This is a genomic window from Methylorubrum salsuginis, from assembly GCF_900114375.1.
Lineage (GTDB): Bacteria > Pseudomonadota > Alphaproteobacteria > Rhizobiales > Beijerinckiaceae > Methylobacterium > Methylobacterium salsuginis.
Genome location: NZ_FOSV01000012.1, coordinates 69,757 through 93,765 on the forward strand (window position 1 = coordinate 69,757; position 24,009 = coordinate 93,765).

Sequence of the window (24,009 nt, forward strand, 5' to 3'; positions counted from 1 at the left end):
CCTTGACCGGCGATAAGCGTCGGCGGGGCGCATCGGTTGCCCGCAAACCGATCGATTGAAACCGGAAACGGTTTCTGTCATAAGCCGCCCGCGTCGAACCGCCCGGCCGATTAGGGCTGCCGTGGCGGTTCCCGTTGCTCCAGCAGCATCACAGCGCAAGGCACCGGCTCTCCGGCCGGATCGTCGTTGCGTCAGGAGAGCCAAATGCCCAAGCTGAAGACGAAATCGGGCGCCAAGAAGCGCTTCAAGATCACCGGCACCGGCAAGGTGATGTACGCCCAGGCCGGCAAGCGCCACGGGATGATCAAGCGGACCACGAAGCAGATCCGCAACCTGCGCGGCACCACGACCCTGTTCGAGGGCGATGCCGCCAACGTGAAGAAGTACTTCCTGCCGAACCAGCGGTAAGCCTTCACGTTCAGCCGAATCTGTCTTTCTAGAATCCGAGGAGATCTCCCATGGCCCGCGTCAAGCGCGGCGTGACCAGTCACGCAAAGCACAAGAAAGTCCTGAAGGCCGCTAAGGGCTATTACGGCCGGCGTAAGAATACGATCCGCATCGCCAAGCAGGCAGTGGAGAAGGGTCTCCAGTACGCCTACCGCGACCGGAAGAACAAGAAGCGCACCTTCCGCGCCCTCTGGATCCAGCGCCTCAACGCCGCCGTCCGCGAGCACGGCCTGACCTATTCCCGCTTCATCAACGCGCTGGCTCAGTCCGGCATCGAGGTGGACCGCAAGGCCCTGTCCGAACTAGCCATCCACGAGCCGGCCGCCTTCGCCGCCGTCGTCGAGAAGGCGAAGTCGGCCCTGCCGAAGGCCGCCTGATCCGCAGACCGCCTTTCACAAGGCGGAACGCGACCCTTCCATCCAAGGCGCGGCGCTTCCATGAGCGCCGCGCCTTTTCGTTTTGGCACCAAGGGCGCTGGCGGCCCCTTGCGGGATCGCGGGCAACGCGAAACAAGCGGCCCGCGGCCCAGGAAGGCTGCATTGCGGCCGCATTCAGGGACAGTGAAGCGTGATGGATCTCGACGCTCTCGAACGCGACCTCCTCGGCCAGGTCGAGCAGGCCGGTGACGAGGCGGCCCTCGAAGCCCTGCGCGTCGCCGCGCTCGGCAAGAAGGGCAGCGTCTCCGAGCTGCTCAAGACGCTGGGCGCGATGACGCCGGACGAGAGGCGTGAGCGCGGTCCCCTCATCAACGGCCTGCGCGACCGGGTGCAGGGCGCGATTCTCGCCAAGCGCGAGACCCTGGCCGAGGCCGCCCTCGACGCGCGCCTCGCCGCCGAGCGGATCGACGTGACGCTCCCCCTGCGCGAGTCTCCGGAGACCCGCGGGCGCATTCACCCGATCAGCCAAGTGATCGAGGAGATCACCGCGATCTTCGCCGATCTCGGCTTCTCGGTGGCGGAAGGGCCCGACATCGAGACGGACGAGCTGAACTTCACCGCGCTCAACTTCCCCGAGGGCCATCCGGCCCGCGAGATGCACGACACGTTCTTTCTGCGGCCCGACCGGAGCGGGAAGCGCAAGCTGCTGCGCACCCACACCTCGCCGGTGCAGGTGCGGACCATGCGGGCCAAGCAGCCGCCGATCCGCGTGATCATGCCCGGCCGCACCTACCGGCACGATTCCGACCAGACCCACACGCCGATGTTCCATCAGGTCGAGGGCCTCGTCATCGACCGCTCGGCCAACATCGCCAACCTGAAATGGGTGCTGGAATCGTTCTGCCGCGCCTTCTTCGAGGTCGACAGCGTGACGATGCGCTTCCGCCCCTCGTTCTTCCCCTTCACCGAGCCGTCGGCCGAGGTCGACATCCAATGCTCGCGCAAAGGCGGCGAGCTGCGCTTCGGCGAGGGCACCGACTGGCTGGAGGTGCTGGGCTGCGGCATGGTCCACCCGAACGTGCTGCGCAACGGCGGGCTCGATCCGGATCAGGTGCAGGGCTTCGCCTTCGGCATGGGCATCGATCGCCTCGCCATGCTCAAATACGGCATGCCGGACCTGCGCCCGTTCTTCGAGGCGGACGTGCGCTGGCTCGACCATTACGGCTTCCGGCCGATCGACGTGCCGAGCCTTGTCGGCGGGCTGACGGCCTGACCCCATCGCAACGATTTTCGATCCCGGCTCGGCGCGCCCCGGCGGCCGCGAGGATGTTCTGAGATGAAATTCACCCTCTCCTGGCTCAAGGACCACCTCGACACCGAGGCTTCGCTCGACACGATCGCCGAGACGCTCACGCGCATCGGTCTCGAGGTCGAGGGCATCGAGGACAAGGCCGCCGCGCTCAAGCCCTACGTGATCGCGCGGGTGGTCTCCGCCGAGCAGCACCCGAATGCCGACCGCCTGCGCGTCTGTCAGGTCGATGCGGGCGACGGGCAGCCGTTGCAGGTGGTGTGCGGGGCGCCGAACGCGCGCGCCGGCATGCTCTCGGTGTTCGCGCCGCCCGGCACCTACGTGCCGGGCAAGGACATCACCCTGTCGGTCGGCACGATCCGCGGCGTCGAGAGCCGCGGCATGCTCTGCTCGGGCGCGGAACTCGGCCTGAGCGAGGACCATGACGGCATCCTCGACCTGCCGCAGGACGCGCCGGTGGGGACGCCCTACGCCGTGTGGGCCGGACTCGACGATCCGGTGATCGAGATCAACCTGACGCCGAACCGCGCCGATTGCGCCTCGATCCACGGCATCGCCCGCGATCTCGCCGCCACCGGCATCGGGACCCTCAAGCGCGAGCCGTTGCCGCCGGTCCGTGGCGAAGGCGCCTGCCCGACCGAGGTGACGCTCCGGTTCGACGCACACGACAAGGGTCTGTGCCCGCTCTTCGCGCTCCGCCTCGTGCGCGGCGTCAGGAACGGCCCCTCGCCCGAGTGGATGCAGAAGCGGCTGCGCGCCATCGGCCTGCGCCCGATCAACGCGCTCGTCGACATCACCAACTACCTCACCTTCGACCGTGGTCGTCCGCTCCACGTGTTCGACGCCAACAAGGTCGCGGGCGGCCTTGTGGTGCGCCGGGCCGAGGACGGCGAGAGTCTCGTCGCGCTCGACGGCAAGACCTATCGGCTCGACGACGACGCGATCGTGATCGCCGACGGCAACGGCGTCGAGTCGATCGGCGGCATCATGGGCGGTCAGGCCTCGGGCTGCGACGAGGGCACCACCGACGTGCTCATCGAATCCGCGCTCTGGGATCCGCGCAACATCGCCCGCACCGGGCGGCGGCTCGGCATCATCACGGATGCCCGCTACCGCTTCGAGCGCGGCGTCGATCCGGCCTTCGCCCTGCCGGGGCTCGATCTCGCCACCCGCCTCGTGATGGATTTGTGCGGCGGTACGCCGACGCAAGCGACCATCGCGGGCGAGGTGCCGGAACTCTCCCAGGTCATCGACTTTCCCTGGACCGAGGTGCGGCGGCTCGCCGGCATCGAGCTGTCGCGCGCCGAGATGAAGGTGACGCTGGAGACGCTCGGCTTCCACGTCGCCGGCTCCGGCGACCGCGTGAAGGTGCTGCCGCCGTCCTGGCGCGCCGATGTCGAGGGCAAGGCCGATCTCGTCGAGGAGATCGTCCGCATCGCCGGCCTCGACCGGATCGAGCCCAAGCCCTTGCCCCGCGTCGAGACGGTGGCGCACGAGCCGATGCTCACCGTGCTGCAGCGGCGCACCCGGCTCGCCCGTCGTGCCTTGGCGAGCCGCGGCCTGATGGAGGCGGTGACCTACTCGTTCATCGCCGCCGAGGATGCGCGGCTGTTCGGCGGCGGCGGGGGCGATCTGGCGCTCGCCAACCCGATCGCCGCCGACCTCTCGGACATGCGCCCGAGCCTCGTGCCCGGCCTGCTGCGCGCCGCCCAGCGCAACGCCGACCGGGGCTTCGCCGACGTCGCCTTGTTCGAGGTCGGCCAGTGCTTCGCCAGCGACGAGCCCGAGGGCCAGTCGGTCCGCGCCGCCGGCATCCGCCGCGGCACCGCCCGCCATGGCGGCGGCGGACGCCACTGGGCCGGCGCGGCGGCGCCCGTCGATGCGTTCGAGGCCAAGGCCGACGCGCTGGCGCTGCTGACGGCGCTCGGCGTGCCGACCGGCGGGCTGCAGGTGGTGGCCGGCGGCCCCGCCTGGCTGCATCCCGGCCGCTCGGGCACGCTCCAGTTCGGACCCAAGAACGTGGTGGGTCATTTCGGCGAGCTGCATCCGCGCCTTCTCAAGGCGATGGACCTGAAGGGGACTCAGGTCGCCTTCGAGATCGTCCTCGACGCTCTGCCGCTGCCGCGCCAGCGCCCGACCAAGGCCAAGCCCGCGCTGACGCTCTCCGGCCTTCAGGCGATCTCCCGCGACTTCGCCTTCGTGGTCGCCCGCGATGTCTCCTCCGCCGACATCCTCAAGGCGGCTCAGGGCGCCGAGCGCAAGCTGATCGCTGCAATCGACGTGTTCGACCTCTACGAGGGCATCGGCATCCCGGAGGGCTCGAAGTCGGTCGCCGTCGCGGTGCGGCTCCAGCCGACGGAGCGCACCTTGACCGATGCGGAGATCGAGGCGGTGAGCGCCAAGATCGTCGCCGAGGTGGGCAAGAAGACCGGGGCCACGCTGCGCGCGTGACGCCCGACGAAAGTGATCGAGGGAGAGCCGCGATGGACGCCGATCTGGTCGAGCAACTCTCGGTCGCCGATCATATGCCGAAGCAGGCCCTGCGCCGGGCGTTGGCAGAACCGGAGACGGTGGCCGAGCCCGTGCTGCGGGTTCTCGCCACCGCGGCGCAGGCGCCCGACACGGTGAGCGACAACGAGGCCAACCTGCTGTTCTGGGGCCTGCATGCCCTGGCGGCGGCCCGCGACACGCGGGTCTATCAGCCGTTGATGCGGCTGCTGCGGCAGGACGGCGACACGGTCGATTCGCTCTTGGGCGACGCCGCCACCATCACCACGGCGCCGATCCTCGCGAGCGTGTTCGACGGCGATCCCGCTCCGCTCCACGCGCTGATCCTCGACAGCGCCGCCGACGGCTTCCTGCGCTACGAGGGCTTCAAGGCGTTCGCCTTCCTGACGCGCCAGGGCCGCCTGCCGCTGGACGACGCCCGCACTCTCCTCTTGCGGTTCGACGCCGCCCAGGCCGCGGTCGAGGGCGACATGGCCTGGGTCGGCTGGGAGGAGGCGATCGCCTATCTCGGGCTGACCGACCTTGCGCCGAAGGCCGAGGCGGCGCGCCGCGACGGGCGCCTCACCGACGAGTTCAGCGATGCGGCGTGGTTCCGCAAGGCGCTGCGCCAAGCCAGCGCCGAGCCGCCGGACCTGTCCGAGTTCGGCGACGGCTACGGCACCCTGGACGATCCGGTCGTGGCGCTCGACTGGACCGAGGAATCCTACGGCCAGCCGGTCACGAACCCCTACAAGGATGTCGGCCGCAACGATCCCTGCCCCTGCGGCTCGGGGAAAAAATTCAAGAAGTGCTGCCTCAATGCCCAGGAGCAGGAGATTCGGCCGGAGGGCGGCTCGGGCCTGAAGCTGCCGGGTCTGTCGTGACGCCGTTCAACGGGTTGTCCGGGTCCCAGGCATAGCCCAACGTTTCGAACCGCATCGAGCGGGCGTCCACCATCAAGAGGCGCCCGACCAGCGGCTCGCCGAAATCGGCCACCGCGCGGATCACCTCCATCGCCATCAGCGAGCCCATGACGCCGGCGAGCGCCCCGAGCACCCCGGCCTCGGCGCAGGGCGCGACCGTGCCGGGCGGCGGCGGGTTCGGGAACAGGCAGCGATAGGTCGGGTTCGGCTCGCCCGTGGGGCCGGTCTCGTGGGCGCGGATCGTGGTGAGGGAGCCGTCGAACGCGCCGAGCGCCGCCGTCACCAACGGCTTTTTCGCGTGGAAGCACGCATCCGAGACGGCGTAGCGCGTCGAAAAATTGTCCGAGCCGTCGGCGACGAGGTCGTAGGCCGCCATCAGTCCGGCGGCGTTCTCCGGCGTGATCCGGCACGGATGCATCACCACGCGCACATGCGGGTTGAGCCGGGCGACCGCATCCGCCGCGCTCTCGACCTTGGGTCGCCCGACATCCGGCGTACCGTGGATGACCTGCCGTTGCAGATTCGACAGCGAGACCGCGTCGTCGTCGACGATTCCGATCGTGCCGATGCCGGCGGCGGCGAGATACTGGATCAGCGGTGCCCCAAGGCCGCCCGCCCCGATCACGAGCACGCGCGCCGCCTTCAGCCGCGCCTGTCCCGGCCCGCCGACCTCCCGCAGGACGATGTGGCGGGCATAGCGTTCGAGTTCGTCCGACGAGAGAGCCATGGGGGCCATGTAAGCGTGAGGCGCGCGCGGCGGAAGCGGCGTTGCATCGGCCATCAGGTTTGCCCTACGGCATGGGGATGAACCGACGCTCTTTCTCCCCCTTGCGGGGGGGGACCGAGGGTGGGGTGGTTCAGGATGGATCACCGGGCCCTATCCGGCACCACACCCACCCCTCCCCGCAAGGGAGGGGAGCCCCCGCGCCAGCCCGATAGCCCGCACGAGATCGGCCCGTATGTCCGACACCGCCCCCCTCGCCCTCGCCCAGGCGCTGATCCGCTGCCCCTCGGTCACCCCGGAGGAGGGCGGCGCGCTGTCCTTCCTCGCCCGTATCCTCACGGAAGCCGGCTTCACGGTCGAGCGCCCGGTTTTTTCCGAGCCCGGCACGCCGGACATCCAAAACCTTTACGCCCGCATCGGCACCGGCTCGCCCGTCCTGCTCTTTGCCGGCCATACCGACGTGGTGCCGCCGGGCGAGGCGATTGCCTGGACGCACGACCCGTTTTCCGGCGTGGTCGCCGACGGGATGCTCTACGGCCGCGGTGCCGTGGACATGAAGGGCGGCATCGCCTGCATGCTGGCGGCGACGCTCCGTTTCCTCGAGGCGCGCGGACCTGCATTCGGCGGCTCCATCGCCTTCCTGATCACGGGCGACGAAGAGGGGCCGGCGGTCAACGGCACCGTCAAGCTGCTGGACTGGGCGCGCGAGCGGGGCGAGCGGTTCGACCATTGCCTGCTCGGCGAGCCCACCAACCCGGACGCGCTCGGCGACATGATCAAGATCGGCCGGCGCGGCTCGCTCACCGGGCGCATCACGGTGCACGGGCGCCAGGGCCACGTCGCCTATCCGCACCGGGCCGACAATCCGATCCCCGGCCTGCTGCGGCTCGCCTCGGCGCTGCTGGCCGCGCCGCTCGACGGTGGCACCGCGCATTTCGATGCCTCGAACCTCGAATTCACGACGATCGATGTCGGCAACCCGGCCACCAACGTGATCCCGGCCACTGCGCGGGCCGTGTTCAACGTGCGCTTCAACGACGAATGGACCGCGCAGACGCTGGGCGACGAAATTCGCCGCCGGCTGGAAGAGGCCGCGGGCGACGCCGTGCGCTTCAGCCTCGACCTCCAGCCCTCGAACTCGCCCGCCTTCCTGACGAAGCCCGACGCCTTCGTGGATCTCGCCGCCGACGCGATCCAGGCCGAGACCGGCCGGCGCCCGGCGCTCTCGACCACGGGCGGCACCTCGGATGCCCGCTTCATCAAGGATGCCTGCCCGGTGATCGAGTTCGGCCTCGTCGGGCAAACCATGCACGAGGTGGACGAGCGGGTGGCGGTGGAGGACCTCGACCGGTTGACGCGGATTTACGAGCGTGTGCTCGTTGCGTATTTCAACTCCCCCAAATAGGCGCCATCGGGCATTCGGGTTGGTCGCAGCGTCCCGAAAATTTTCGATTCCTGTAGCGGAAGCGCCGATTCTCCATGCCAAGCCGATCGCCAACCTTGATGTAAATTTGCCTGAGGCGATGAACGTGCGGGTCGTCAAGTCGGACGACAATATTGGCAATGATCGTGCTTTCGGTGCGTGTCGAAGACATATCGTCCGGAGTTTCCGGCATTGCATCGCTCGGGCGCGATGGGGATCCGATGAGTATGTCGCCAATCTTACTTAGAAGATGCTCGTCGTAGCAGTCTGCATCGAGGGCTATCCTTTCGAGATCGAATAGAGTGCGGATGCCCAGCTTCCAAAACTTCGTCAGGGCGTTCGGGCCGACCGAGCAGCAGAGCTGTGCCTGTGCCACCCAGTCCATGATCTGATAGACGCCGAAGGGGGTTTCGACGAAAAGCATCAAGGGATTGGCGGTCGCCAAGTTCTGTGTCGAGCTGATATGATAGTCTGCCAAGCGATCACGGATTTCCGTGTCGATACCATCGATGATTTCAATCGGCGTCGTAAAGGACTGTTTGTAAATATCGCGGTTTTCGCGCTTGAAATTGATGAGATCGCTGCGCCAGAGAATCGTGCGTGTCGCGCTCTCCGGTAGATATCCGATAGCGAACGACAAAAGCACTATGGGAAATATGGATCCGGCTTCGAAATTTGCGCCCTGCATAATGGGTAATATCAAAACATGAGATAGTATTTCGGCGCCGACGATTCCAACCAGTAGATTGTTGCACGCCCCGGCAAAAGAGAGAGGGCTCAAATCGAAGTTGTTGATGGCTCGATAGAAGCTGCGGATCATGAAAACATATCCGCCGGCAAATGCGGAGCAGAGACTCCAAATCCACGTCGATCCCAGCCCGGTACCGAAGCGATTGGCTTCCACTGCGATAGCAAGGCCGAAGACACCTTGGGCAACGACGGGCCATATGATGACGGCGACCAAGTATGAAACTACAAACAGAAGCAGGACGAGCGGTATCGCGCCCAATATCCAAGAAGAATAGGAATGGTCGCGGGGCGTATCTTTTTCGGAGCTTCCCAGTCTGTGGAAAAAGTATTTGTATTTGACGAATTCGAACGACGGTATCAGGTTTTCGTCTTTGGATGCTGGGATCGAGAAAATTGCAGCAAGGTCACGAACGATCTCTTGTCGGTTGATTTTTACGGCCTGACGGATGCCAACGAATACGATTGGCGGCAGGAGACTCAAGGCACACGCGATCACCAAGGGAACGGTTTCGAAAGACATGAAATATGCTCCCAATGCAAATATGCATCGGATTAGCATCTGAAGTTATATCTCTGTCAACCTCAAATTGCGTGATTTAGGCGCGCGTCCGTGAGACCGCTCGAATGAGTCAGCCGTAATCGACGCCGACGAACGTCAGTCCGCAGGCCGGCGCCAGCGGGCCGCAGCGGTGCTTGGCCCTTGTGGCCAGAATTTCCGCCACATCGTCGGCCGACAGGCGCCCGCAGCCCGCGAGCATCAGCGTGCCGGCCATGGCGCGGACCTGATGGTGCAGGAACGAGCGGGCCGCGGTCGCGATCACGATTTCCTCGAAGAGGCCCATCCGCGCGCGGGTGACGTCGAGCTGTTCGAGGGTCCGCACCGGGCTTTTCGCTTGGCACTCCGCGGCGCGGAACGCCGAAAAGTCGTGGCGGCCGATGAGGCGCTGCGCGGCGGCGTGCATCAGGTCGGCATCGAGGGGCCAGGGCACGTGCCAGACATGGGCGCGGGTCAGCGCCGCCGGGCTGCGGCGGTTGAGGATGCGGTAGCGGTAGTGTCGCCGGATCGCCGAGTGGCGCGCGTCGAACGTCTCCGGCACCACCTCGGCCGAGATCACCGAGATCGGCTGCGGGCGCAGATGGGCGTTCAACGCATCGCGCACGGTGTCGGTGCGCCAGTCCTTGGCGAGATCGAGATGGGCGACCTGATGGATCGCGTGGACGCCGGCATCGGTGCGTCCCGCACAGGTGAGCCGCGCCGCCTCGCCGGAGAAGCGTTGCACGGCGGTTTCGATGGCGGCCTGCACCGTCGGATCGTCGGCCTGACGCTGCCAGCCGCAGAACGGCGCGCCGTCGTATTCGATGACCAGTTTGTAGCGGGGCATGTCAGAGGTGCCGCGCCGCCATAACCCTCCCCCCTCCGCGGGGGAGGGTGCCTGCGGAGCAGGCGGGAGAGGGGAGCGACGGTGCCGGAGATTTCACTGTCGATTGAGGCCAAGCGGCGCCGTCGCTCCCCTCTCCCGACCCCCTTCGGGGGCCACCCTCTCCCGCGGAGGGGGGAGGGAAGGGCCGCGCGGTCTTCACGCGAAGGTCGCCCCGACTTGCAGCCGAGCCCCGCGTAAAAACTCCTCGCCGCTGGCAACGCCGCCCTTGCCGGCCCGGCGCAGTTCGAGCAGGCGCACCGCGCCCGACCCGCAGGCAACGGTGCAGGCTGCGTCGAGCAGCGTGCCCGGAACCCCGAAAAAACCTTCGGCAGCGAGCGCGCGCAAGACCTTCACCCGCTCCACGCCCTTGCCGAGATCGGCCTCAAAGTACGCGCCCGGGAAAGGCGACAACCCGTTGATGTGGCGCGCCACCTCCGCGGCGGGCCGCGACCAGTCGATACGGGCTTCCTCGTTGGTGATCTTGTGGGCGTAGACCACCCCGTCGGCAGCCTGCGGCAGGAAGGTGAGGCCCTCGGCCTCGAGCCGGGTCAGGGCCTGCCCCATCAGGTCGGCGCCCACCGGCATCAGCGCATCGTGCAACTCGCCCGCGGTCATGCCCTCCGGGATCGGCACCCGCGCTTCCGTCGCCACGGGGCCGGTATCGAGCCCGGCTTCCATCCGCATCACCCCGACGCCGCTCATCGAGTCGCCGGCCATCACGGCCCGCTGGATCGGCGCCGCACCGCGCCAGCGCGGCAGAAGCGAGCCGTGGAGGTTGAGGCAGCCGTGGCGCGGCAGGTCGAGGATGCGTTGGGGGAGCAGCATCCCGTAGGCGACGACGACCGCCACATCCGCCCCGTGTGCGGCAAACGTCTCGGCGGCCTCGTCGCTTTTGAGCGTCGCGGGCGTCAGCACCGGTAGGCCCAAGCCCTCGGCGCGGGCATGGACCGGGGAGGGCCGCAAAGCCATGCCGCGTCCGGCCTTGGCAGGCGCGCGGGTGTAGACCGCGACGATCGCGTGCCCGTCGGCGTGGAGGCGCGCCAGCGTCGGCACGGCGAAGTCCGGCGTGCCCATGAAGACGACGCGCATCGGTAAAACCCTAAGCCGCGTCGCGCTTGGCGGCCTTGACGAACTTCTTCATCACCCGGTCGCGCTTGAGCTTCGAGAGGTGGTCGATGAACAGCACGCCGTTGAGATGGTCGATCTCGTGCTGGAGGCAGGTGGCCAGCAGCCCGTCGGCCTCCTGCTCCACGGTCGCGCCGTCGAGATTCATGTAGCGCACCCGCACGCGGTCCGGCCGCTCGACCTCGCCGTAGAAGTCGGGGATCGACAGGCAGCCCTCGTCGTAGACCCGCTTCTCTTCCGACGACCAGACGATCTCCGGGTTGAGATAGACGGTCGGGTTCTTGGCGTTCTCGTCCTTCGAGGCGTCGATGGTAACGACGCGCTTCAGCACGCCGATCTGCACCGCCGCGAGCCCGACGCCGGGGGCGTCGTACATCGTCTCGATCATGTCGGCGGCGAGCGTCCGGATCTCGTCCGTCACCGCGGTGACCGGCTCGGAGACGAGGCGAAGCTGCGCGTCGGGTAGGATGACGAGGGGGCGGACGGTCATGGGCTCGGTCGGGGTCGGGAACGGGAAAAGCGGTGCGCCCTTCCGCAGATAGGCGGCGGCGCGGGGGCGGTCAAATGACCGTCAGAAGGCGGTGCGGCTGCGGATCGCCGCCGTGAGCGTGCCCTCGTCGAGATAATCGAGTTCGCCGCCCACCGGCACGCCGTGGGCGAGCCGCGTGATCGTGAGCCCGAGGGGTTTGAGCGATTCGGTGACGTAATGCGCCGTGGTCTGGCCATCGACGGTGGCGTTGAGCGCCAGGATGATCTCCTTCACCTCCGGTTCGGCCGCCCGCTCGACGAGGCGTGCGATGTTCAGGTGCTCCGGGCGCACGCCGTCCAGTGCCGAGAGCACGCCCCCGAGGACATGGTAGCGGGCCTTGACCGCGCCGGAGCGCTCCAGCGCCCAGAGGTCGGACACGTCCTCGACCACGACCAGCAGGGTCGGGTCGCGGCTGTGATCGGCGCAGATCGTGCAGGGATCGCGGGTATCGACGTTGCCGCAAGACTGGCAGACGACGATCCGCTCGGCGGCGACCCGCATGGCGTCGGCCAGCGGCGCCAGAAGCGTCTCGCGCTTCTTGATCAGCTGCAACGCGGCTCGCCGGGCCGAGCGGGGGCCGAGGCCCGGCATGCGCCCGAGAAGCTGGATCAGGCGCTCGATCTCCGGGCCGGCGACGGCTTGGGGCATGCGGTGCTTCGAAGGTGTCCGAGGAAAAGCGGCGGGCGCCGACCCTCACATAATCCTTCTCGGCCGGTTTTGCCCGTTCGGCGAAGCCACAGGACGGATCTGCCGTGCCGAGGCCTGGACACAAGAAAAATTTGGTTCTGACCTAAAGTTTAGTTGACGGCCAAGCCGGTGATCGGCCCATTTGCAGGGGCGGGCCGGCGAACCGGCGTGCGGCGGCCCTGAACGACCGCACGGACGGCCCCGCGAGACGAGACTTCCGGCACCGGCAACGGCGCCGTCGACCGCGATCAGGGCCGCTCCAGGAGACAGACCGTGACCCATATCGGCGAGTTCAACGCGGCCCACGGCCCGGAGGCGATCGGCCTCACCGACCTCAAGGCGGTGCACTGGAACCTCGAGGCGCCGCGCCTCTATGAGGAATCGCTGAAGCGCGGCGAGGCGCAGCTCGCTCGCGGCGGCGCGCTGGTGGCCACCACCGGCAGCCACACCGGCCGCTCGCCCAAGGACAAGTACGTGGTCCGCGACGCCACCACCGAGAACGAGATCTGGTGGGACAACAACGGCTCGATCACCCGCGAGCAGTTCACCACCCTGTTGGAAGATTTTCGCGCCCACGCGAAAGGCAAGGAGCTGTTCGCCCAGGACCTCTTCGGCGGCGCCGATCCGGCCCACCGAGTGCGCGCCCGCGTCTACACCGAGTTCGCGTGGCATTCGCTGTTCATCCGCAACCTGCTGATCCGGCCCGAGCGCGACGCGCTGGCCTCTTACGTGCCTGAACTGACCATCATCGACCTGCCGAGCTTCCAGGCCGACCCGGCCCGCCACGGCTGCCGCTCCAAGACCGTGATCGCCATCGATTTCGCCCAGAAGATCGTGCTGATCGGCGGCTCGGCCTATGCCGGCGAGATGAAGAAGTCGGTCTTCACGTACCTGAACTACGTGCTCCCCGGCGCGGGCGTGATGCCGATGCACTGCTCGGCCAACGCGGCGCTCGACGAGACGGGCGACTCGGCCCTGTTCTTCGGCCTCTCGGGCACCGGCAAGACGACGCTCTCGAACGATTCATCGCGAAAACTGATCGGCGACGACGAGCACGGCTGGGGCAAGGACGGCATCTTCAACTTCGAGGGCGGCTGCTACGCCAAGACCATCCGCCTCTCGCGCAATGCCGAGCCGGAGATCTACGCCACCACCGAACGCTTCGGCACGGTGATGGAGAACGTGGTGATCGATCCGCAGACCCGCGCGCCGGATTTCGACGACGCCTCGCTCACCGAGAACACCCGCTGCGCCTATCCGCTCGACTTCATCGCCAATGCCAGCGCCACGGGCCGGGCGGGCCATCCGAAGAACATCGTGATGCTGACCTGCGACGCCTTCGGCGTGATGCCGCCGATCGCCAAGCTCTCGGGCGCCGAGGCGATGTACCATTTCCTGTCGGGCTACACCGCTAAGGTGGCCGGCACCGAGCGCGGGCTCACCGCGCCGGAGGCGACCTTCTCTACCTGCTTCGGGGCGCCGTTCATGCCGCGCCATCCGAGCGTCTACGGCAACCTGCTGCGCGACCTGATCGCCGAGCACGGCGTCGATTGCTGGCTCGTCAACACCGGCTGGACCGGCGGCGGGGTCGGCACCGGGCGGCGCATGCCGATCCGGGTGACGCGCCGCCTGCTGTCGGCGGCGCTGGACGGGTCGCTGTCGCAGGTCGAATTCCGCCGCGACCCGTATTTCGGCTTCGCGGTGCCGGTGGAGGTGCCGGGCGTCGAGGCGCAGGTGCTCTCGCCGGTCGAGACCTGGACCAACAAGACTGCCTTCGCCGAGACGGCGACCCGGCTGGTCACGATGTTCCGCGAGAACTTCAAGCGCTTCGAGAGCCACGTCGATGCCGACGTGCGCGCCGCCGAGCCGGTGGCGGCTCCGATCGCGGCCTGAGACTAAAAAAACGAAGCCCTGCCGCTCCTCTCGGCGGGCAGGGCTTGGCTCGCGACGGACGGGCATCCGCAAGAGTCCGCAAGGACGGTCCCGCCGGCCAGGATTCAGGCCGACGGGACCTGCCGGACCGCAATGGGGGGCAAGGTCGGCCCGGCGGAGCGGACCATGCCGCCAAGCGCGCGCCCACGCCTTAACATGGTTTGGATTCCGGTCGCCGAGGCTGGGGAAAGCTGCCCTCGGCCTGCCCTTAAAACGGCAGCTTCATGCCGGGCGGCAGCGGCAGGCCCTTGGTCAGTTCGGCCATGCGCTCCTGCGCGGTCGCCTCGGCTTTGGCGCGGGCGTCGTTGCAGGCGGCGACGATCAGGTCTTCGAGGATCTCGCGCTCGTCGGCGATCATCAGGCTCGGGTCGATCGTGACGCCGAGCACCTGTCCCTTGGCGGTCATCCGCACGCTCACGGCGTCGCCCCCCAAGGCGCCGCGGACCTCGACCGAATCGAGCTCGGTTTGGAGCGAAGCCATCTTCTCCTGCATGGCCTGGGCCTGCTTCATGATGCCCATGAGGTCGCGCATGACGGGTCCGCTCCGGTCGTATTTTTGGAAGAATGTCGCTCTCTGACTTAGGTGCCGCGGTGCGCTGCCGCCAGGGCTACGCCTCGTCCTCGGGCTCCTCGGGCACCGCCTCGACCGGGCCGGTGGCGGCCGCTACGCCCGTCGCGGGGCCCACATCGGCCGCCGCCTTGTCGCGCACGTCGACGATCTGCGCGCCGGGGAAGCGCGCCATCACCTCCCGCACCAGCGGATGGGCGGCGGCGTTGTCGTGACGGGTCTGCTCGGCGGCCCGGGAGGTCTGCTCCAGGGTCGGCCCGCCCTCGTCCTTCGAGAGCGCCACGATCCAGCGCCGGCCGGTCCACTCGTCGAGCGCCCGGGCGAGGTCGTTGGCGAGGCTCGGCCGGCCGCCGGCGGCGAGGCGGAACTCGATCCGACCCTCCTCGAAACGCACGAGATGGACGTCGCGCTCCAGCGCCACCTTCAGGGCGATGTCGCGCCGCGCTTCGGCCTGGGCCACCACGTCCTCGAACCGCCCGAGCCGCGGGCCGGGGGGCGCTGCGGCGGCCGTCGGGCGGGCGGCTTCCGGGGCAGGGTTGGCCGAGGCGAGCACCGGGCGCGGAAGCGCGGGGGCCGGCGATGCGGCAAGCGGCGCGCTCTCGCGGGCGAGCGCCGCGGAGCCCCGCGCGCCCGAGCCGCCGGAGAACGAGCCGCCGGAGCCCTGCGGGCCTGAGCCGACGGAAGAAGAAGACTCGTCGCTGCGCAGACGGCGCAGCGCCTCGTCCGGTGTCGGCAGGTCGGCGGCGTAGGCGAGGCGCACGATGACCATCTCGGCCGCCGGCAGCGGCCGGGGCGCGGCCTGCACCTCGGGGAGCGCTTTCAGCAGAATCTGCCACGCCCGCGACAGGGCCCGCACCGGCAGACGCGCGGCGAACTCTCCACCGCGCACCCGCTCGGCCTCGCTCAGGGTCGGGTCGGCGGCGGCGTCCGGCACGATCTTCAGGCGGGTGACGAGATGCGTGAAGCCGGCGAGATCCGAGAGCACCACCGCCGGGTCGGCGCCGGCATCGTATTGCGCCCGCAACTCGGCGAAGGCGGCGGGCACGTCGCCGCGCATCACCGCCTCGAACAGATCGACGATGCGGGCGCGGTCGGCGAGCCCCAGCATGTCGCGCACGCTTTGCGCGCTCACCGTGCCGGCACCGTGGGCGATGGCCTGATCGAGCAACGAGAGCGCGTCGCGCACCGAGCCTTCCGCCGCCCGGGTGACGGCGGCGAGCGCCTCGGCCTCGGCGTTCACGCCTTCCGCCGCGCAGATCTTCTTCAGATGGGCCGAGAGCGTCTCGGCCTCGACCCGACGCAGGTCGAACCGCTGGCAGCGCGACAGGATCGTGACCGGCACTTTCCGGATCTCGGTCGTCGCGAACACGAATTTGGCATGGGGCGGCGGCTCCTCCAGCGTCTTCAGGAAGGCGTTGAACGCCTTCTCCGAGAGCATGTGGACCTCGTCGACGATGTAGACCTTGTAGCGGGCCTCCGTGGGCGAATAGCGGATGCCGTCGATGATGCCGCGCACGTCGTCGATGCCGGTATGCGAGGCGGCGTCCATCTCCAGCACGTCCATGTGCCGGGATTCCATGATCGCCCGGCAATGGCGCCCGAGTTCGGGCATCGACACGGTCGGCCCCGTATCGGGATGGCCGTCGCGGACGTAGTTGAGGCCGCGGGCCAGGATGCGGGCGGTCGTGGTCTTGCCGACGCCGCGCACGCCGGTGAGCATCCAGGCCTGGGGGATACGGTTGGCCGCGAACGCATTGGCCAGCGTGCGCACCATGGCGCCCTGGCCGATCAGGTCGTCGAAGGTCTGGGGGCGGTATTTGCGCGCCAGCACCCGGTAGGGCGCGGCAGAAGCGGGCATGCCGGGCAGGCCCGGCGCGTCGGGGAGCGTGCCGTGCGTCTCGTCCATGCCGCCAATCGGATTTTTGGGAAGGCCGGCCGCCAAGCCCCCGCGGGACGCGGAGGCGGCGAAGGTGGGAGGCTGGACAAAGACCCGCTCGGTCTCGTTAGGGCTGCTTCCTTCCGGACCTGACCCGGTTGGCGAGTGAAACGTCCCTCGCCAACCTCCCGACGCCGTATATGACGGCCCGCGCGGCTCGATGCAAGCGGACTCGCGAATCCCCTCGCACGGCGGCCTCCGGCGTTCCGAAAAGCCGATGCGATCCGCTGAACCGGCACCACCTCCCGTATACGATATTCAACACGGCGTGCCGGTTGCGTGTGCGGCCGTCCCTGGTCATGGTCCCGGCACCAGGGAGGCGCTTTTGCGGATCACGACAATCCAGGCTTGCCTCGCGGCCATGCCGCTGCTGGCGACGCTGCCGGCCCAGGCGATGGCCCCGGAGTGGCAGGGACGCTACCGCTACGAGCACGATGCCGGCCTCACCGAAGGCGGCTCCTCCGTCCACGTCACCTACGAACTCGCCCTCGGTCCGGCAGGGGCCCGCGGCGGTTGCCTGTTCACGGCCCGCGGCTTCCAGACCGACGAGCGGATCGTCTGCCAGACGAGGGCCGAGGGCCCGAACCTCACGGTGAACTTCCACCGCTACGAGGACGGCCGCACGGTCAACAAATACGGGGTGGCGGTCTACAAGCCGGGCGAGCCGCTGTTCACGCTCTCGCGGGCCGATGGCGCCGGATTGCTGACCCGCTGGCAAGCGCTGGAGCCGGACGGCGAGAGCGTTTCGCAGAACGGCGCGTTCTTTTCGAAAGTTCGCTAGGCTGCGGGGCCAAATCGGCTTTTTCCGAAAGCCGGGTCCCACCTTTCGGGCGGATGCTTCCCGTTCGTTGTTCCGGATGCGACCGCGACCGCCATCCTCGAAGTCCGCCTCGCTTGAGCGGCGCGGCGATCCACGATCGGTCTGAACGCTTCAATCGTTTGCCGTGCGGATCTCAGGGAGGGAACCTACGGCCCATCGGTGACGAGGCGAAAGGATCGGCCTCAAGGCTGGCCGGCGAGGTGGGGCGCGGGGTGGCGCGCGGGCGGCTTGGCCGGCCCGCGCGGCGTCGTCTCGGGGACGAGCGGTGCCTCGAAGGCGGCGGCGTCGAGTTGCAGCACAGGGATCTGGCCGACATCCAGAGCCGGGGCTGCGGGCTGCGGAGCGGGTGAAGGCGGCGTCGCCGCCTCGGCCGTCACCCGCGGCTCCGCGGTCGGGGTTTCCGTCGGAGAGGGGACGGCGACCGGAACCGGAACTTGGGCCGCGCCCACCACACGCGGCATCGGCAGCGCCTCGACTCTCGACGATGGAGCGGGTTCGGCGGGAGCGGGGGCCGGGGCCGGGCGAGAGGCCAGGGTGAAGGCGAGCGCCAGGGACAGGCCGGCGACACCGAGGCCGAGCGGCCAGAGCGGCAGGGTGCGACGGTGCGGCAGGATCTTGAGAGGGCCGCGCACCGCAGAGGTCTGGCGCCGCGTCAGCGACCACCGATCCGGCTCGACGACGAACTCACTTCCCGACACGACACCCCCTCCCGCTCCGTCGGCCACGACCTTAACACACCGGAAAAGGCTGCGGCGAAATTGCGGCGAGGGCAACCTTTTGCCGTCGCGATCGCAGTCTTTGCGCGGGAAAGCGGATGATCTGCCGTCTTCCGTCTCGACCGCGTCGGCGCCATCAGGCGTCCGCCGCCTCGCGGTCGATGAACCAGGTCAGGCTGCCGGCGCTGGTCGCGCGTGCCGCCGGGAGTTCTTCGCCGGAAGCGAGTCGTGTCAGCGGATCGCGCTTGCCCGCGCCGTTGACGAGGAACAGCACCGAGCGGGCAGAAGCCAAGGTCGGGAAGGTGAGGGTGATGCGGGGCACGAAGGGTTCCATCCCGGCTTCCGCCACCGGGGCCACCCAGGCTTCGCGCTCCTGCAAGGCGGACTTGCCCGGAAACAGCGAGGCGGTGTGGCCGTCGCTGCCGAGGCCGAGCAGGACGAGGTCGAACAGGGGGCGGGCCGGATCGAGCCGGTCGGCGCCGTAAAAGTCCTTCAGCGTCGCCTCGTAGGCGTGGGCACCGGCCTGCGCGCCCTCGTCGGAGGGCATGAAATGCAAGTGGGTCGGCGGCACGGGTGAGGCGTGGCCGAACGCTTCGCGGACCATGCGGACGTTGCTGAGGGGATCGTTCCACGGCACGACCCGGTCGTCGCCGAAGAACCAGTGCACCCGCTCCCACGGCACCCTTTCGACGAAGCCGGGGGAGGCGAGCAGCGCGTAGAGGCGCTTGGGCGTCGAGCCGCCGGAAAGACACACGGCGGCGCGCTCGCCCGCGCTGGTCGTCACCATGTCGATGAGATGCTCGGCCGCCGCGCGGGCGGTGGCCTCGGCATCGGGCATCAACTGCGTGTTGGCCGGAAGGGCGATCACGGCGTCGGGCCCCGGCGCGGCGGCTCCTTGTGCCCGCCGAACCCCTGCCGCATCGCCGAGAGCAGCTTGTCGGCGTAGCTCGCCTCCTCGCGGGAGCGGAAGCGGCGGTAGAGTGCGCTCGACAGGACGGTGGCCGGCACCGCCTCCTCGACGGCGGCGTTGATGGTCCAGCGGCCCTCGCCGGAATCCTCGACGTAGCCCGAATACTCCTCGAGCATCTCGCTGCCCGCGAGCGCCGTCGCGGTCAGATCGAGCAGCCAGGACGAGACCACGCTGCCGCGCCGCCACACCTCGGCGATGTCGCCGAGATTGAGATCGAAGCGGCGCTCCTCCGGTACCTGCTCGGAATTGGCGTGCTTGAGGATGTCGAAGCCCTCGGCATAGGCCTGCATCAGGCCGTACTCGATGCCGTTGTGGATCATCTTGACGAAGTGACCGGCCCCGCTCGGTCCCGCATGGATGTAGCCGAGTTCGGCGCGCGGATCGCGCCCGTCGCGGCCGACGGTGCGGGGGATGTCGCCCAGCCCTGGCGCCAGGGTGCGGAAGATCGGGTCGAGCCGGTCGACGGCCTCCTTGTGGCCGCCGATCATCATGCAATAGCCGCGCTCCAGCCCCCAGACGCCGCCGGAGGTGCCGACATCGACGTAGTGGATGCCCTTGGCGTCGAGGTCGCGGGCCCGGCGCACGTCGTCCTGATAGAAGGAGTTGCCACCGTCGATGATGCAGTCGTCGGCCTGCATCAGTCCGCCGAGCTTGCCCACCGTCTCTTCGGTGATGGGCCCTGCCGGGAGCATCACCCAGGCGGTGCGGGGGGCGTCGAGTTTTCGGACCAGATCGTCCAGGCTGTCGGCGGGCGTCGCGCCCTCGTCGGCCAGCGCTTTCACGGCCGCCGGATCGCGGTCGAACACCACGGCTTCGTGGCCGTCCCGCAGAAGGCGGCGGACGATGTTGCCGCCCATCCGGCCGAGGCCGATCATCCCGATTCGCATCGCACGCACTCCCGTCAGCAGGCCGCCCCCCGCGGCGGCGGTCCCGTTGCGGGGCGGCGCGCCGCCCCCGAGAGACGGTCGTTGCCGGTTCGAACGCATCGGCCAAGCCGGCGTTCCGGTGCCGTCCATGCATCGCCCGCACGGCTGCGCTGAAACGGTGTCCGGCGGTTCCGCCTTGTCCCGTGGGGGTGCCCCAAACGAATCGGGCGGAGACCCGTTGAGTCTCCGCCCGATCCGAACTTTTCCGGAGCCGATCGCTCCCCTCGACGAGAGCCTATTGCGGCTTCATCGGGCTGGCGCCGGTGGCCGGCGGCTGGCCGGGCGTCGCGCTCGCCTGCTTCTCCGGATGCTTGAGCTGGCTGTAGGTCAGGTTGGCGAAGGACCCGATCCGGGCTGCCCAGCTCAGCTTGGGCTCGCCGGGCTCGTCGCGGGCCGCCTGACAATAGGCGGTGGTGAGGCCGTTGACGATGTCGTCGTCGCTGGCCTTGGGTGCGCCCGACTTCACCTTCGGCACGATGGTGACGAGCTTGGGGATGAAGTCGACGGAGGTCAGGCCTTTCAGGTCGGCGACGATGTTGTTGCTCTCGATCGCCTTCTTGACCCCCTCATCCGCGATCGCGTCGCAGGGCGCGGTGCCCGACAGCATGGTCTGCGTGGCGGCCTTGGCCTCGGAGACGGCGCTGCCCGAATTCATCACCGGCGCCTTGTTGCCCCAGGAATTGCGGATGTAGTCGGTCACGTCACGCACCTGCTGCTCGGTCATGTCCTGGCCGATCGCCGGCATCGGCGCGAGGCCGCTCTGCGCGGCGAGCCCGCCATAGATCACCCGCAGCACCGTCTGCGGCCCTTCCGACTGCACCGAGGTGTTGCCGGCGAGCGCCGGGATCGCGCCCGGTACGCCCGTGCCGTCGGGCCGGTGGCAGGACGAGCAATAGGTAAGGTAGACGTCCGCCCCCGGCGCACCGGGCTGGTTGAAGGCCTGGAGGTCCTTGGCCTTGTAGGTCTCCTTGGCCGGCACCGTGCGCAAGTAAGCGACGATCGCTTTGAGGTCGGCGTCGGTCATCTTCGAGGTCGATTCCTCGATGGCTTGGCGCATCGGACCCGCGGCGACGCCGGGGCGGTTGCCCGGGGCCGTGCCGGTCTTGAGGTAGGTGACGACCTCCTCGTCCTTCCACGCGCCGATGCCCTGGTGGCCGTCCGGCGTGATGTTGGGGGCATACCACCCGTCGATGACGCCGCCGCCGAGCTTGCCCGCGAGGCTCGAATTGCCGACGATCTTATTCTCGTTGTGGCACATGCCGCAGTGGCCGAGCCCCTCGACGAGGTAGGCGCCGCGATTGACCTCGGCGCTCGCGTTCGGATCGGGCTTGAAGCGGCCTTCCGAGAAGAAGGCGGTGCGCCACGTGATCAGCGCGGTGCGGATGTTGAACGGGAAGGGGATCTGGCTCTCCTTCCGCTTCTCGTTTACCGGATCGAGCGACTTGAGGAAGGCGAAGATCGCCTTGGTGTCCTCGTCGCTGACCTTGGTGTACCAAGCGAACGGGAAGGCCGGATACAGGTATTCGCCTTCGTCGCCGATGCCGTGGCGGAACGCCTTCTCGAAGGTCTCGTAGCTCCACTTGCCGATGCCGGTCTCGGGGTCCGGCGTGAGGTTCGGCGTGAAGATGAGGCCGATCGGGGTGTTGAGGCCGTAATTGCCGGCATAGGGTTTGCCGCCCGGCGCGGTGTGGCAGGCGACGCAATCGCCGCTCGTCGCGAGGTATTGGCCGCGCTTGATCAGATCCGCATCGGAGCCTTGGGCCAGCGCCGGCCCGGCCGTGAACAGGGCGGCCAGGGCGAGCCAAGCGGAGCCGCGTGCGGTACGTCGTGTCATAAACCCGGTCTCCCGAAAGGTGACGACCCCGGACCCGTTTGGTCTTATTCTTGTTCGTGGAACGGGCTCGCAACGCGACAAAGCCCCGGTTGTTCCAGTCCTCGCACACACGCCCGCCCGTCCCGCGCGGGATGATTCAACGAAATCTGATCATCATTTCCGTAAGATGGGCAAAAAGCGCGGCAAGGAGCCACGCCGCCACGACGGGCCAGTCCGCGCCGGTGAGCGCCGCCCGCACCGCCAGCATCAGCGCCGCGCCCGAGGCGAGGTTCGAGAGCAGCGCGGCGGGCCTGGGGCCACGGCCGAACCGCAGCCGCACGCCCACGAGCAGCAGCGCTTCGAGCGCCACCAGGGACACGATGACATCGACGATGCGCCCGCTGGCGAACCATTCGGCCATCTCACGCCCCATCCCAAGTCCCCCTGGCGGGCGGGTTGAGCCGCACGATGGTGAGGTTGAGGCAGGCCGCGACGCTGACCCAGGCGAGGTAGGGCAGGTTCAGCAATCCCGCGACGAGCGACGCTTGGCTGACGGTGAGCGCCAGCGCGACGATGGAGAGCCATAGCAGGCCGACTTCGGCGAGCGCCCAGTCCGGCCGGCGCAGGCGGAAGAAGATCCAGCTCCAGGCGATGTTGAGGACGCTGTTGACCGCGAACGCCACCACCAGCCGGGCGCGGGCGGCCGGATCCGCGTCGGCGTTCCAGGCCATGACCGCGGACGTGGCCGTCAGCACGATGATGACGGTCCAGATCGGGCCGAAGGCCCAGTCCGGCGGCTTCCAGGCGGGGAAGCGCAGCGCGAAGTACCAAGCGTCGGTGCGCGTCGCCATTCCGCCGGCGACGGCAACGACGAGGGCCGCGAAGGCGGTGACGAGCGGCGGGCCCCAATCGCCCGCGAGCAGTTCCGTCACGGCGAGACCCAGCGGAACAGGTGGGCCAGATCCTTGAAGAAGATTTTTGCGTGCGCGGCCGGTTTGGCGCGGACCAGTTCCTTGTTCATGTAGGCGTCCCAGGTGAGTTGCTGGACGTCCTTGTCCTTGCAGATCGAGACGAAGCGCTCCCGCAGCCCGTCGCTGCGGTACCAGACCCACTGCATCATCCCGAGGATCCAGAACACGCGCCCGTGCAGCCGCATGAACTTTTTGCGGGCCATGGTCAGGGCCTTGGCGTCGCCGGTGGCAAGGAAGCTTTCCGCCGCTTCCGCCGAAAGCCGCCCGCCGAGCATCGCGTAATAGATGCCCTCGCCCGAGGCCGGGGCGACCACGCCCGCCGCGTCGCCCGCCAGCAGCACGTCGCGGCCGTTGTCCCAGCGCTTCAGGGGTTTCAGCGGGATCGGCGCGCCCTCGCGGCGCACCGTCTCGCAGGCGTCGAGACCGGTCGAGGCGCGGAGATCCCGGATCGCCGAGCGCAGCGAGAACCCTTTCCGCATGCTGCCGGTGCCGATGCTCATCGTGTCGCCGTGGGGGAAGATCCAGGCGTAGAAATCCGGTGAGAGGCGGCCCTGATAGTAGACGTCGCAGCGCGTGCCGTCATGGGTCTCAGCCGGGGGGCTGCGGACGATCTCGTGATAGGCGAAGACCTGCCGCATCTTAGCATGGCCCGGAATCTCGGCCCGGCCGACCGGCGAGCCGGCGCCATCGGCGCCGATGACGAGGCGGGTCTTCACCTGCGTCTCCGGCCCGTCCTTGCCCTCGCGGAAATGCACCGTAGCAAGGCCGGTCTCCGCGCGGGTGATGCGCTCGAACAGGCCGTCGCGGCACGCCGCCCCGGCGAGCCGGGCGCGGTCGCGCAGCCAGGGATCGAACTGGGCCCGGTCGACCATGCCGACGAAGCCGTCGCCCACCGGCATGTCGACGTGGCGCGCGCTCGGCGCGATCATCCGGGCGCTGCGGATGCGCGCGAGCAGCAGATCGTCGGGGATCGCGAAGTCGCGGATCAGGCGCGGCGGGATCGCGCCGCCGCAGGGCTTGATCCGGCCCGCCCGGTCGAGGAGCAGCACGCGGCGGCCGGCGCGGGCCAGATCGGTCGCCGCGGTGGCGCCTGCGGGGCCGCCGCCCACCACCACGACGTCGAAGGTCTCGGGAGCGCCGTGGTGGGTCATGGGG

23 protein-coding genes and 1 other RNA gene are annotated in these 24,009 nt (G+C 68.7%); 8 read left to right on the plus strand and 16 right to left on the minus strand.

The window, feature by feature from the left end; translation table 11 throughout:
- Positions 1–204: 204 nt before the first annotated feature.
- The 5 genes from rpmI (at position 205) to BM140_RS15095 (ending at position 5,504) form a co-directional block, all read left to right on the plus strand.
- Positions 205–408: a 50S ribosomal protein L35 gene (gene rpmI / locus BM140_RS15075; RefSeq protein ID WP_056244427.1), complete on the plus strand. Its 204-nt coding sequence runs from the start codon at positions 205–207 to the stop codon at positions 406–408.
- 50 nt (positions 409–458) lie between these two features.
- Positions 459–824 (plus strand): 50S ribosomal protein L20, encoded by a 366-nt coding sequence (gene rplT, locus BM140_RS15080; RefSeq protein WP_003602669.1) that lies wholly within the window; start codon positions 459–461, stop codon positions 822–824.
- Positions 825–1,017: 193 nt separating this feature from the next.
- Positions 1,018–2,097 (plus strand): phenylalanine--tRNA ligase subunit alpha, encoded by a 1,080-nt coding sequence (gene pheS, locus BM140_RS15085; protein WP_207549464.1) that lies wholly within the window; start codon positions 1,018–1,020, stop codon positions 2,095–2,097.
- Positions 2,098–2,160: 63 nt separating this feature from the next.
- Positions 2,161–4,584, plus strand: a complete 2,424-nt coding sequence (pheT, locus tag BM140_RS15090) for a phenylalanine--tRNA ligase subunit beta (protein WP_091947868.1) — start codon at positions 2,161–2,163, stop codon at positions 4,582–4,584.
- A 32-nt stretch (positions 4,585–4,616) separates the two neighbouring features.
- The gene (locus tag BM140_RS15095) at positions 4,617–5,504 is read left to right on the plus strand and encodes a DUF1186 domain-containing protein (RefSeq protein WP_091947871.1); all 888 of its coding nucleotides are present in this window, start codon (positions 4,617–4,619) and stop codon (positions 5,502–5,504) included.
- On the opposite strand, the gene BM140_RS15100 is transcribed toward BM140_RS15095, so the two are convergent.
- On the minus strand, positions 5,437–6,270 hold the full coding sequence (locus tag BM140_RS15100) for a HesA/MoeB/ThiF family protein (RefSeq protein WP_114436003.1): 834 nt from the start codon (positions 6,268–6,270) through the stop codon (positions 5,437–5,439). The genes BM140_RS15095 and BM140_RS15100 overlap by 68 nt on opposite strands.
- Positions 6,271–6,502: 232 nt before the next feature.
- Here BM140_RS15100 and dapE point away from each other — a divergent pair, with 232 nt between their 5' ends.
- A complete protein-coding gene (dapE, locus tag BM140_RS15105) occupies positions 6,503–7,672 on the plus strand; it encodes a succinyl-diaminopimelate desuccinylase (RefSeq protein WP_091947877.1) in 1,170 nt (389 codons plus the stop codon).
- On the opposite strand, the gene BM140_RS25430 is transcribed toward dapE, so the two are convergent.
- The 5 genes from BM140_RS25430 to recR form a co-directional block, all read right to left on the minus strand.
- A complete protein-coding gene (locus BM140_RS25430; RefSeq protein WP_131803842.1) occupies positions 7,656–8,960 on the minus strand; it encodes a hypothetical protein in 1,305 nt (434 codons plus the stop codon). The genes dapE and BM140_RS25430 overlap by 17 nt on opposite strands.
- 109 nt (positions 8,961–9,069) lie before the next feature.
- Entirely contained in the window at positions 9,070–9,822 is a 753-nt protein-coding gene (gene truA / locus BM140_RS15110) for a tRNA pseudouridine(38-40) synthase TruA (RefSeq protein WP_091947879.1), read from the minus strand.
- 195 nt (positions 9,823–10,017) lie between these two features.
- Entirely contained in the window at positions 10,018–10,950 is a 933-nt protein-coding gene (gene fmt, locus BM140_RS15120) for a methionyl-tRNA formyltransferase (RefSeq protein ID WP_091947882.1), read from the minus strand.
- A 10-nt stretch (positions 10,951–10,960) separates the two neighbouring features.
- On the minus strand, positions 10,961–11,476 hold the full coding sequence (locus BM140_RS15125; RefSeq protein WP_091947885.1) for a peptide deformylase: 516 nt from the start codon (positions 11,474–11,476) through the stop codon (positions 10,961–10,963).
- Positions 11,477–11,557: 81 nt separating this feature from the next.
- Positions 11,558–12,163, minus strand: a complete 606-nt coding sequence (recR, locus tag BM140_RS15130) for a recombination mediator RecR (RefSeq protein WP_091947889.1) — start codon at positions 12,161–12,163, stop codon at positions 11,558–11,560.
- Positions 12,164–12,475: 312 nt separating this feature from the next.
- Here recR and BM140_RS15135 point away from each other — a divergent pair, with 312 nt between their 5' ends.
- Entirely contained in the window at positions 12,476–14,095 is a 1,620-nt protein-coding gene (locus BM140_RS15135; protein ID WP_091947892.1) for a phosphoenolpyruvate carboxykinase, read from the plus strand.
- A gap of 247 nt (positions 14,096–14,342) precedes the next feature.
- On the opposite strand, the gene BM140_RS15140 is transcribed toward BM140_RS15135, so the two are convergent.
- From BM140_RS15140 to ffs, 3 genes are all read right to left on the minus strand, one after another.
- The gene (locus BM140_RS15140; protein ID WP_091947895.1) at positions 14,343–14,666 is read right to left on the minus strand and encodes a YbaB/EbfC family nucleoid-associated protein; all 324 of its coding nucleotides are present in this window, start codon (positions 14,664–14,666) and stop codon (positions 14,343–14,345) included.
- 76 nt (positions 14,667–14,742) lie between these two features.
- Positions 14,743–16,608 carry a DNA polymerase III subunit gamma/tau gene (locus BM140_RS15145; RefSeq protein ID WP_091947897.1) on the minus strand — a complete coding sequence of 622 codons (1,866 nt, stop codon included), beginning with the start codon at positions 16,606–16,608 and terminating at the stop codon, positions 14,743–14,745.
- A 63-nt stretch (positions 16,609–16,671) separates the two neighbouring features.
- Positions 16,672–16,768, minus strand: an RNA gene (ffs, locus tag BM140_RS15150) — signal recognition particle sRNA small type.
- A 195-nt stretch (positions 16,769–16,963) separates the two neighbouring features.
- Here ffs and BM140_RS15155 point away from each other — a divergent pair.
- A complete protein-coding gene (locus tag BM140_RS15155) occupies positions 16,964–17,419 on the plus strand; it encodes a DUF5991 domain-containing protein (protein WP_091947903.1) in 456 nt (151 codons plus the stop codon).
- A gap of 221 nt (positions 17,420–17,640) precedes the next feature.
- On the opposite strand, the gene BM140_RS15160 is transcribed toward BM140_RS15155, so the two are convergent.
- From BM140_RS15160 to BM140_RS15190, 7 genes are all read right to left on the minus strand, one after another.
- On the minus strand, positions 17,641–18,156 hold the full coding sequence (locus tag BM140_RS15160; RefSeq protein WP_091947906.1) for a hypothetical protein: 516 nt from the start codon (positions 18,154–18,156) through the stop codon (positions 17,641–17,643).
- A gap of 154 nt (positions 18,157–18,310) precedes the next feature.
- Positions 18,311–19,042 carry a 6-phosphogluconolactonase gene (gene pgl / locus BM140_RS15165; RefSeq protein WP_091947909.1) on the minus strand — a complete coding sequence of 244 codons (732 nt, stop codon included), beginning with the start codon at positions 19,040–19,042 and terminating at the stop codon, positions 18,311–18,313.
- Positions 19,039–20,031 carry a phosphogluconate dehydrogenase (NAD(+)-dependent, decarboxylating) gene (gnd, locus tag BM140_RS15170; RefSeq protein WP_091947912.1) on the minus strand — a complete coding sequence of 331 codons (993 nt, stop codon included), beginning with the start codon at positions 20,029–20,031 and terminating at the stop codon, positions 19,039–19,041. The genes pgl and gnd overlap by 4 nt, the downstream gene beginning before the upstream one ends.
- A gap of 274 nt (positions 20,032–20,305) precedes the next feature.
- The gene (locus tag BM140_RS15175; RefSeq protein WP_091947915.1) at positions 20,306–21,904 is read right to left on the minus strand and encodes a c-type cytochrome; all 1,599 of its coding nucleotides are present in this window, start codon (positions 21,902–21,904) and stop codon (positions 20,306–20,308) included.
- A gap of 136 nt (positions 21,905–22,040) precedes the next feature.
- Entirely contained in the window at positions 22,041–22,316 is a 276-nt protein-coding gene (locus tag BM140_RS15180) for a hypothetical protein (protein WP_091947919.1), read from the minus strand.
- Complete coding sequence (locus BM140_RS15185) at positions 22,306–22,815, minus strand: TspO/MBR family protein (RefSeq protein WP_091947922.1); 510 nt, start codon at positions 22,813–22,815, stop codon at positions 22,306–22,308. The genes BM140_RS15180 and BM140_RS15185 overlap by 11 nt, the downstream gene beginning before the upstream one ends.
- Entirely contained in the window at positions 22,812–24,005 is a 1,194-nt protein-coding gene (locus tag BM140_RS15190; RefSeq protein WP_091947926.1) for a geranylgeranyl diphosphate reductase, read from the minus strand. Before BM140_RS15190 ends, BM140_RS15185 begins: the two co-directional genes overlap by 4 nt.
- Between the last annotated feature and the right edge of the window lie 4 nt (positions 24,006–24,009).